The following is an 8,916-nucleotide window of genomic DNA, read 5'->3' on the forward strand; positions in this document are numbered from 1 at the left end:
CCCCCGAGCAACCGCTCGGGGGCCGGCGCCGTCTCGTGCGGGCGTCAGGTCGGCGCGCGGCCGGTCAGAAGCCGGTGTCGTAGGTGTAGCGGGCGGTGTGGTCGAGCATGTCCGCCGGGGTCACGTTGTTCCACGGCTTCATGGTCTCGTTGAGGTCGACCACGTTCGCCGTGCCGGCCGCCGGCAGGTAGGTGGACGACGGGTGGAGCTTCTGCCACTCCGACCAGAGCTTGTCGATGAAACAGTGGTGCAGCCAGAACACCGGGTCGTTGGGCGACATGCCGGTGGTCATGTGACCGCCGACCCAGACGTGCACCCGGTTGTGCAGGTTGACCCCGCGCCAGCCCTCCAGGTTGTTGCGGAAGCCGTCCGAGGCGCTGTTCCACGGCGCGGCGTCGTACGCGGCGATCGCCAGCACACCGGTGGCCTCGGCGCGGGTCGGCAGCTGGGCGACCGAGGCGCCGAACTGGCGCCGCAGGAAGGTGCGGCTGTCCGGCCGCACGTTCAGCGCCCAGTTGCCGCCGGAGAAGGCGAACGGCCCGGTGGTCACCTGGCCGTCGCTGCTGCGGCCGTTGCCGCCCATGAAGTCGGCACCCCAGATCGAGGCGGTGGTGGTGCGGTCCGCCGTCCAGTCCCAGTACGGGAGGGTGACGGTCGGGTCGATCGCCTGCAGGGCCTCCTCGAACTGGAGCAGGAAGCGCCGGTGCCAGGGCAGGAAGGACGGCGAACGGTGGCCGACCCGCTCGCCGTTGTCGGTGTCGCTGATGATGAAGTTGTTGTGGGTCGTGACGAAGGAGTCGTAACCGCCGCTGCGCTTGAGTTCGAGCACGGCGTTGACGAAGGCGCGCTTCTCCTGGGCCGTCAGGGTCGCCTGGTTCTTGCGGACTGCCATGAGTCCCCCCTTGGGTGTGAAGTGGTGTTCCTGGTCCGGGTGTTCGGACTCGGTGCTCAGACCGTCGCGATCGGCACGAGCGTGGCGCCCTGCAGCTCGCTGACGGCCGCGCGGGCGAGCGCGCGCGGCGTGGCGAAGGTCTGGTAGTGGTTGACGACGCTGATCCAGGTGCCGTCCGCGTTGCGCATCATGTGCAGCTCGTCGCCGTCGATCCGCACCGAGTAGCCGGCGCCGCCGTGGTGGTGGCTGCTGCCGTCGGTGACCGGGCGGCCCTGGATGCGACGGCCCTGGAAGACCTCGTCGAAGGTGTCGGACGCCCCCGGGTCGGCCGCCGTCGCCGACTTGCTGGTCGGACCGGCGACGCCGAGCACGACGGTGCCGGCGGCCGCGGTCAGGGCCACGGCGGCCCCCTGCAGCATCCGCCGCCGGGTCAGCTCCGAGGCATGGGTGTCTTCGGACATGGTGGTACCCCCCTTGGGCGCCCCGTCTGGTGTTGGGGAGCCGTTCAGAAAAGCTTGCAGAAACGTTAATGCGAGGCGATTTCATGATCGTGCTCGCTGTTTCGATGCTCGCAGGGCAACTCGACCTAGTGAACTGCCGATCGGCGGGGGTACGTACGGTTGGCGCGGATTCAGCCATCCCCCGGCTGCCCACGCCTCGGACGCCCCAGGAAGATCTCCCGTTTCTCCACTGAATGATCGTCAGACCTGGATCGATCTTCACGCTGTGCAGATCCCGCACCGAAAATCCTTCGCCCCCGACCCTTCCCCGGTGACCGGCACCACCCGGCCAGGATGGCGCGATGGGACGGCCTCCCTCCGGCCGCCGGTGGCCGAACCCCGGTGCCACCGGCCACAACTGTCGGTGCGTCCGGCGGGCGCGACGCCCCCGACGCGTCGGGGGCGTCGGAGCGGGACGGCTCGGTAGCGTGACGGGATGGAGATCCTCGCCTACGGCGTCCAACAAGATGAGCGGCCCCTGCTGGAGCAGGCCTTCGCCGAGCGCCACGCGCTGCGCAGCCTGGCGGTCTTCCTCGACCGCGACACCGCCCCGCTGGCGGCCGGGTACCGCGCGGTCAGCAGCAGCGTCAACGACGTCCTGGACGCCCGGACGCTCGGCCTGCTCGCGTCCGGCGGCACCGAGCTGATCGCGCAGCGCTCCACCGGCTTCAACAACATCGACCTGGACGCCGCCGCCGAGCTCGGCCTCACCGTCGCCCGGGTCTCGTACTACAGCCCGTACGCCGTCGCCGAGCACGCCTGGGCGCTGGCGCTCGCGGTGAACCGGCGGCTCACCCGGGCCACCAACCGCTCCCGCGAGTTCGACTTCCGGCTGGACGGGCTGCTCGGCCGCGACATCCACGGGATGACGGTCGGCGTGCTCGGCACCGGCAAGATCGGCGAGTGCTTCGCCCGGATCGCCCACGGCTTCGGCACCGAGCTGCTCGGCTGGGACATCGCGGAGAACCCCGCGTGCACCGCGCTCGGCATGACCTACGTGGACCGCGCCGAACTGCTCGCCCGCAGCGACCTGATCAGCCTGCACGTCCCGCTGGTCCCGAGCACCCACCACGTGATCGACGGCGCGGCGCTCGCCCTGATGAAGGACGACGCGATCCTGATCAACTCCAGCCGCGGCGGCCTCGTCGACACCACCGCCCTGGTCGAGACGCTGCGCGCCGGCCGGCTGTCCGGCGTCGGTCTGGACGTCTACGAGGAGGAGACCGGCGTCTTCTTCTACGACCGCTCGGTCGAGGGCGTCAGCGACGACACGCTCGCCCGGCTGGTCACCTTCCCGCAGGTCCTGATCACCTCCCACCAGGCCTACTTCACGCACACCGCCGTCGGCCAGATCATCGGCGCGACGGTCCGCAACGTCGACGACTTCGAAGCCGGCCGGCGCAGCGAGAACACCCTGGTACCGAGGAACTGACCCCGGGGGGACCCGGCGGGGACCCGGCTTGCGGTCCTTCGGCCCGGGGAGGTCCGGGCACGCGAGCCCGTCGCCGTCCCGGTCGGGTGCGTTCGGGTCGAGCGTGTCCGCCCGCCGGACGGCCTGCGCGTCGGCCTGGGTCCTGAACGCGTCGCAGCCGACGACATGACCCTGGTGCACGTACGGGGCGACGTCGCCGGTGTGCTCCGGGGGCCACCCGCCGAGGGGCCCGCCCACCGCCCGGCCCCGCCCCGTCCGGGGCGGGGCCGACCACCCTCCGGGACGCCCGGGGGAACGGAATGGACCTGGGGGAGGAATTCGCGGCAGAATGTGGTCTAGACCTCTACGTCGCTCTCCAGAAATGGCTATCCGTATGGAAATCGTGATCGTGCCCGACGCTGCCGCCGGAGGCAGCCTCATCGCCGCGGCGATCGCCGATCTGCTGACCGACAAGCCCGACGCCCTGCTCGGGGTGGCAACCGGCTCCACCCCGACGCCGATCTACCAGGCACTGGCCGCCCGCGTGCAGGCCGGGACCCTGGACGCCTCCCGCGCACGCGTCTGCCAGCTGGACGAGTACGTCGGCCTCCCGGCCGGCCACCCCGAGTCGTACCGCTCGGTGGTCCTGCGCGAGGTTGTCGGGCCGCTCGGCCTGACCGAGGCGTCCTTCCTCGGGCCGGACGGCAACGCGCCGGACATCGCCGCGGCCGCGGCGGCGTACGACCGCGCGCTCGCCGAGACCGGCGGGGTCGACCTCCAGCTGCTCGGCATCGGCACCGACGGCCACATCGGCTTCAACGAGCCGTGCTCCTCGCTCGCCTCGCGCACCCGCATCAAGACGCTGACCCGGCAGACCCGCGAGGACAACGCCCGGTTCTTCGACAGCCTCGACGAAGTCCCGCACCACGTGCTCACCCAGGGCATCGGCACCATCCTGGAGGCCCGCCACCTGGTGCTGCTCGCCACTGGCGAGGCCAAGGCCGAGGCCGTCGCCCTCGCGGTGGAGGGCCCGCTGTCCGCGATGGTTCCCGCCTCGGCCCTGCAGCTGCACCCGCACGCCACCGTCGTCGTCGACGAGGCGGCCGCCTCCGGCCTCAAGCTCGCCGACTACTTCCGCGACACCTACGCCGCCAAGCCCGCCTGGCAGGGCCTCTGACACGAGGCCGGGGCGACCCGGTGGAACCGGAGCCCCTCCGCCGAGGACCCGTCACCGCCCGCGGTGACGGGTTCTCGGCGTTCCCCCGCGCCGCCGCACCCGACGCGGCGCGTCGCCGGGACCGTCCGGCGGTCCGGGGCGAGCGGCCCGCCGAACCCCCGACCGGGCCTCCACCGCACGCGCCCTGGGCCGAACGGGTGGGCGGCAGGCCGTGCGCGTGGGTCATCCGTGCACCAACCGTGGCGCCGTGGGTAACTGTGCGCGTGCTCTCGGCTACCGGGCCCGCCGGGCGGGCGGGGTGACCGAGGCGCCCCACTCCCCCTCCCGAACGGAACCACGCATGCGCAGTCCCGCTCTCGCCGCCTTCACCATGGCGGTCGCGCTCCCCCTGACCGGCCTGGCCGCCACCGGCACCGCCGTCGCGCAGTCGTCCCCCTCCCAGCGGGTACCGATCAACGAGTGCGAAGGCGTCCCGAAGGTCTACGACACCGGCGCGGACCAGTACCTCTGCACCCGGCGGGAGCTCGGCCCGGTCACCCTGCCGACGAGCCCGGTGCTGAAGGCGCTGCTGAAGGACTACGACCGGCTGGGCGGGGTGACACCGGCCCGGTTCCTGGACTGGTACCGGGACTGGCGGGGCTGGAAGTACCCGGACCACAACGGCTTCACCGACAACGGCGGCAACCTCGACATGACCGAGGTGACCCTGGCGACGGGCAAGAAGCTCGACCGCTTCGGCAGCAACGACCGCGGCAGGTTCCTGGCCCCCGGCGGCACGCGGTTCGCCGAGCGCGCCCTCCCGCCGGACTCCCTCAACGGGGGCGAGGCCAACTACCACTGCTTCGAGGTGCTGAAGGGGTTCAAGGTCCAGCAGGGCCACATCGCGGGTGCCTTCTCGCAGCCCGGCAACGGCCTCCAGCAGTGGCTCGACCCGGACCTCAAGCCGAACGACCCGGCCCTGCCGACCTTCGACGTGAGCGGCCTGATCACGGCGGGCTACCTGAAGGAGCACGCGGACAAGGGGTACTGCCTGAAGGGGAACAGCGGGTCCTGACGCCCGCCCGGACGGACGGAAGGGGCGGCGCGCGGTCGGCGACCGGCGCGCCGCCCCTTCCCGTGCCGCCGCCCCGCGGACGGGGGGCGGGGGAAGCGGCGGAGTAAGGCCCGCCTAGGCTGTGGAGGCAAGCAAAACGGGCGAACCGGACCCACCCAGGGTCGTGACGAGGGAAAGCGGGACCCGCCGATGGGCGACGGAATGTCAGGGATGCACCACCACGGCGGAATGACCGAGCTGGGCCCCTTCTCCCTCTCCAACGTCATGACCTGGTCCCCCGACTGGGTCTTCCTGATCGGCAGCCTGGCCGGCCTGGCGCTGTACGGCGCCGGCGTCGTCCGGCTGTACCGGCGCGGCGACCGCTGGCCGATCGGCCGGTCGGTCGGCTGGGCGGCGGGCATCGGCTCGGTGATCCTGGTCACCTGCACCGGCCTGAACGACTACGGCATGGTGCTCTTCAGCGCGCACATGATGCAGCACATGGTGCTCTCGATGCTGTCGCCGATCCTGCTGCTGCTCGGCGCGCCCATCACGCTGGCGCTGCGGGCGCTGCGCCCGGCCGGCAAGGGCCGGCCGCGCGGGCCGCGCGAGCTGCTGGTGGCCCTGCTGCACAGCACCTACGTCAAGGTCGTCTCGCACCCGGGCTTCACCATCCCGCTGTTCATCGCGAGCCTCTACGGGGTCTACTTCACCCCGCTGTTCGACTTCCTCATGCAGTACCGGCTCGGGCACATCTTCATGATGGTGCACTTCCTCGCCGCCGGACTGGCGTTCTTCTGGCCGATCATGGGCGTGGACCCGGGCCCGCACCGGCCTGGCCACGTGATGCGGATCATCGAGCTGTTCATGGGGATGCCGTTCCACGCCTTCTTCGGGGTCGCGGTGATGATGGCCAGCCACCCGCTGGTGACCACCTTCACCGAGGAGGGAGCGCCTCCGGGGACGAAGCTGCTGGACGACCAGAAGCTGGCCGGTGGCATCACCTGGGCGTTCGGCGAGATCCCGACCGCGATCGTGCTGATCGCGCTGGTCTACCAGTGGATGCGGTCCGAGCAGCGGGTGTCCCGCCGCCGCGACCGCGCCGAGGACCGCAGCGGCGACGCCGAGCTGGCCGCGTACAACGCCTACCTGGCCTCGCTGGACAAGCGCGGCCAGCGGGCCGCCCCGGCACCGGCGGCCGACGCGGGCTGACCGGCCGCACCGGCACCGCCCCCGACACCGTGACGAAGCCCCCGCCCCACCGGCGGGGGCTTCGTCGTCCCCCGCCGCCGTCCCCGGCCGCCGGCTCCCCGGCGGCTCAGGCCTTCCAGCCGTTCTGGCGGGCGAGGCCGGCCACCAGGATGTCCAGACCGAACTCGAACCGCTCGTCACCGACGTTGCGGGTGAGCGCCGCCGCCATCGAGGTGATCATCGGATAGCGGTCGGCGGGGATGGTGCCGAAGTACTCCCGCACCTGGTCGGTGTAGTCCTGGGAGTTCCCGCCCCCACGCGTGGACACCTCGTAGGTGGTCGCCGTGGTGTAGAGCCCGAGCACGTCGACCCCGTACGCGGCGGTCTGCTCGTCGAGGCCGCCCGCGCGCAGGATGCCGAGCATGGACTCGGCGATGTCCATGGCGTGCGGCGTGGTGGGCACATTGGCCACCACCGCCGCCCGGGCGAGGTCCCGGTGCGCCAGCAGGGCGTCCCGGGAGCGGCGCATCAGCCGCTTGATCTGCTCCTGCCAGTCGGCCGCGTCGGGCTCCTCGAGTTCGATCTCGGAGTAGGCCAGGTCGAGGACCTGCTCGACCAGCTCCTCCTTGCCGCCGATGTGGGCGTAGAGGCTCGCGGCCCCCGTGTCGAGCTCCTGGCCGACCCGTCGCATGCTCAGCGCGTCCATGCCCTCGGTGTCGACGATCCGCAGCGCCGCCTCGACGATCCGCTCGCGACTCAGCGGCTGGCGCTTGGCCGGCGCCTTCGCCTTCTCCTGCCAGTGCGCTGGCCGGCTCGGACGCGGGGCGGCACTGGTCATCGGGGCTCCTTCGTGGTCGGCGACGAGTCCCAGCGTACTTGACACGAACACCGTTCCATGGGAAAACACTGTTCGTCGAAGAAAACAGTGTTCGTCCGGGCGAACAGAGTTCGCCCCAGCCCCCAGTCCCAGCCCCCAGTCCCAGTCCCGGATCCCGGAGAGCCCCCTCATGACCAGTCAGACCGCCCCGCCCCCGGCCGCCACCGCGGCCGAGCCCGAACCGGCCGGATACCGGCTGCGCTGGGCCGCCCTCGCCGTGATCCTGGCCGCCGAGGTGATGGACCTCCTCGACACCACGATCGTCGGCGTGGCCTCCCCCGCCATCCAGCGCGACTTCGGCGGGGGCGACGCGCAGATCCAGTGGATCTCCGCCTCCTACACGCTCGCCTTCGCCGTGCTGCTGATCACCGGCGGCCGGCTCGGCGACCTCTTCGGCCGCAAGCGCCTGTTCGTCCTCGGCGCGGCCGGCTTCACGCTCGCCTCCGTGCTCTGCGCGGCCGCCACCGGCGCGGGCACCCTGATCGCCGCCCGGACCGTCCAGGGCCTGTTCGCCGCACTGCTGATCCCGCAGGGGCTCGGCCTGATCAAGGCGATGTTCCCGCCCAAGGAGATCGGCGCCGCCTTCGGGCTGTTCGGGCCGATCCTCGGGCTCTCCTCCGTCCTCGGCCCCACCCTCGGCGGCTACCTCACCGACGCCGACTGGTTCGGCACCGGCTGGCGGATGGTCTTCCTGATCAACCTGCCGCTCGGGCTGCTCGCCGTGGTGGCCGCCGTCAGGATCCTGCCCGCCAACCGGACCACCCGGGCGGAGGGCGCCGGCCGGCTCGACCCGGTGGGCGTGCTGCTGCTCAGCACCGCCGTCCTGCTGCTGGTCTACCCGCTGGTCCAGGGCCGCGAGCTGGGCTGGCCGCTCTGGACGTACCTGGCCATGGCCGCCTCGCTGCCGGTGCTCCGGCTCTTCGCCCTCCACCAGCGCAGCGTGCTGCGGCGCGGGGGCACCCCGCTGATCGAGCCCTCGCTGTTCGCCAAGCGGGCCTTCACCTCGGCGCTCGCCACCGGCCTGGTCTTCTTCGCCGCGCTCTCCGGCCTGCTGCTGACCTTCACCCTCTACCTCCAGCTCGGCCTCGGCTGGACGTCGCTGCACTCCGGCCTGAGCATGATCCCGCTCTCGCTCGGGATCGTGGCCGGCGCCGTGCTCTCCGGCGGCGTCCTCGGCCCCCGCTACGGCCGCCGGGTGCTGCACGCCGGGATGGCGGTCGCCGCCACCGGCGCGCTCGGGCTCTGGGTCTCGGTGGAGCACTGGGCCGGCGGCCTGACCAGCTGGGCGCTGATCCCCGCGCTGCTGGTCACCGGATTCGGACTCGGCCTGATCATGGCGCCGTTCTTCGACATCGCCCTGGCCGGTGTGGAGGACGCCGAGACCGGCTCGGCCTCCGGCGTGCTCAACGCGCAGCAGCAGCTCGGCGGCTCGATCGGGGTCGCCCTGCTCGGCACCGCGTTCTTCGGCTGGGCCGGTCCGGAGGGCTTCCGGCACGCGGCCGGCTGGACCTTCGGCCTCAGCGCGGGCCTGCTCGCGCTGGCCTTCCTGGTGGCCTTCCTGCTGCCCCGCCACGCCCGCCCGCACGAGGAGGGGTGAGCCCGCCTCCGGCCCCTTCCCGCCCCATCACCCGCGCCGTCGCCCGCCGGGACCAGCCCGGCAGGCGGCGCCCGCGCGTGTGCGCCTGGGGGGTGTTGGCAGTGTCCCGCCGGGCCGGCGACGCCGCGACCTTGCCGACACCGCCTAGTAGGGCTTTGTTAGGTGGTGTCGTAGGGCTGCCATGGGGTGGGTTGTCGGCAGGTGGGGCAGGTGCCGGTCCAGGTGGCGATGAGGTGTT

The 8,916-nt window shown here is 72.3% G+C and carries 8 protein-coding genes; 5 read left to right on the top strand and 3 right to left on the bottom strand.

Features of this window, described 5'->3' with window-relative positions; translation table 11 throughout:
* Nucleotides 1–64: 64 nt before the first annotated feature.
* Both ACFWA9_RS36335 and ACFWA9_RS36340 read right to left on the bottom strand, forming a co-directional pair.
* Nucleotides 65–892: a tyrosinase family protein gene (locus ACFWA9_RS36335; RefSeq protein WP_352294285.1), complete on the bottom strand. Its 828-nt coding sequence runs from the start codon at nucleotides 890–892 to the stop codon at nucleotides 65–67.
* A 56-nt stretch (nucleotides 893–948) separates the two neighbouring features.
* Nucleotides 949–1,353: a tyrosinase cofactor gene (locus ACFWA9_RS36340; protein ID WP_329491003.1), complete on the bottom strand. Its 405-nt coding sequence runs from the start codon at nucleotides 1,351–1,353 to the stop codon at nucleotides 949–951.
* Between the two features lie 475 nt (nucleotides 1,354–1,828).
* Between ACFWA9_RS36340 and ACFWA9_RS36345 the strand changes: the two genes are divergently transcribed.
* The 4 genes from ACFWA9_RS36345 to ACFWA9_RS36360 all read left to right on the top strand — a co-directional run bounded on the left by ACFWA9_RS36345 (nucleotide 1,829) and on the right by ACFWA9_RS36360 (nucleotide 6,225).
* Nucleotides 1,829–2,824 (top strand): 2-hydroxyacid dehydrogenase, encoded by a 996-nt coding sequence (locus tag ACFWA9_RS36345; protein WP_380393349.1) that lies wholly within the window; start codon nucleotides 1,829–1,831, stop codon nucleotides 2,822–2,824.
* 373 nt (nucleotides 2,825–3,197) lie between these two features.
* Entirely contained in the window at nucleotides 3,198–3,980 is a 783-nt protein-coding gene (gene nagB / locus ACFWA9_RS36350; RefSeq protein WP_380393351.1) for a glucosamine-6-phosphate deaminase, read from the top strand.
* 340 nt (nucleotides 3,981–4,320) lie between these two features.
* Nucleotides 4,321–5,034, top strand: coding sequence for a TNT domain-containing protein (locus ACFWA9_RS36355; RefSeq protein ID WP_352294289.1), 714 nt, complete (start codon nucleotides 4,321–4,323; stop codon nucleotides 5,032–5,034).
* Nucleotides 5,035–5,244: 210 nt separating this feature from the next.
* The gene (locus tag ACFWA9_RS36360; protein ID WP_329492364.1) at nucleotides 5,245–6,225 is read left to right on the top strand and encodes a cytochrome c oxidase assembly protein; all 981 of its coding nucleotides are present in this window, start codon (nucleotides 5,245–5,247) and stop codon (nucleotides 6,223–6,225) included.
* A 106-nt stretch (nucleotides 6,226–6,331) separates the two neighbouring features.
* Here ACFWA9_RS36360 and ACFWA9_RS36365 read toward each other — a convergent pair whose 3' ends face one another.
* Nucleotides 6,332–7,042, bottom strand: a complete 711-nt coding sequence (locus tag ACFWA9_RS36365; RefSeq protein WP_380393354.1) for a TetR/AcrR family transcriptional regulator — start codon at nucleotides 7,040–7,042, stop codon at nucleotides 6,332–6,334.
* Between the two features lie 169 nt (nucleotides 7,043–7,211).
* On the opposite strand from ACFWA9_RS36365, the gene ACFWA9_RS36370 reads away from it, so the two are divergent.
* Nucleotides 7,212–8,678 (top strand): MFS transporter, encoded by a 1,467-nt coding sequence (locus tag ACFWA9_RS36370; protein ID WP_329490997.1) that lies wholly within the window; start codon nucleotides 7,212–7,214, stop codon nucleotides 8,676–8,678.
* Nucleotides 8,679–8,916 lie beyond the last annotated feature (238 nt).

This window comes from Kitasatospora sp. NPDC059973 (assembly GCF_042737525.1).
In the GTDB taxonomy this organism is placed as follows: Bacteria; Actinomycetota; Actinomycetes; order Streptomycetales; family Streptomycetaceae; genus Kitasatospora.

Bases quoted from the DNA above. Each gene is read 5' to 3' on its own strand.
- ACFWA9_RS36335 (WP_352294285.1), bottom strand. From the start codon at position 892: ATGGCAGTCCGCAAGAACCAGGCGACCCTGACGGCCCAGGAGAAGCGC.
- ACFWA9_RS36340 (WP_329491003.1), bottom strand. From the start codon at position 1,353: ATGTCCGAAGACACCCATGCCTCGGAGCTGACCCGGCGGCGGATGCTG.
- ACFWA9_RS36345 (WP_380393349.1), top strand. From the start codon at position 1,829: ATGGAGATCCTCGCCTACGGCGTCCAACAAGATGAGCGGCCCCTGCTG.
- nagB (WP_380393351.1), top strand. From the start codon at position 3,198: ATGGAAATCGTGATCGTGCCCGACGCTGCCGCCGGAGGCAGCCTCATC.
- ACFWA9_RS36355 (WP_352294289.1), top strand. From the start codon at position 4,321: ATGCGCAGTCCCGCTCTCGCCGCCTTCACCATGGCGGTCGCGCTCCCC.
- ACFWA9_RS36360 (WP_329492364.1), top strand. From the start codon at position 5,245: ATGCACCACCACGGCGGAATGACCGAGCTGGGCCCCTTCTCCCTCTCC.
- ACFWA9_RS36365 (WP_380393354.1), bottom strand. From the start codon at position 7,042: ATGACCAGTGCCGCCCCGCGTCCGAGCCGGCCAGCGCACTGGCAGGAG.
- ACFWA9_RS36370 (WP_329490997.1), top strand. From the start codon at position 7,212: ATGACCAGTCAGACCGCCCCGCCCCCGGCCGCCACCGCGGCCGAGCCC.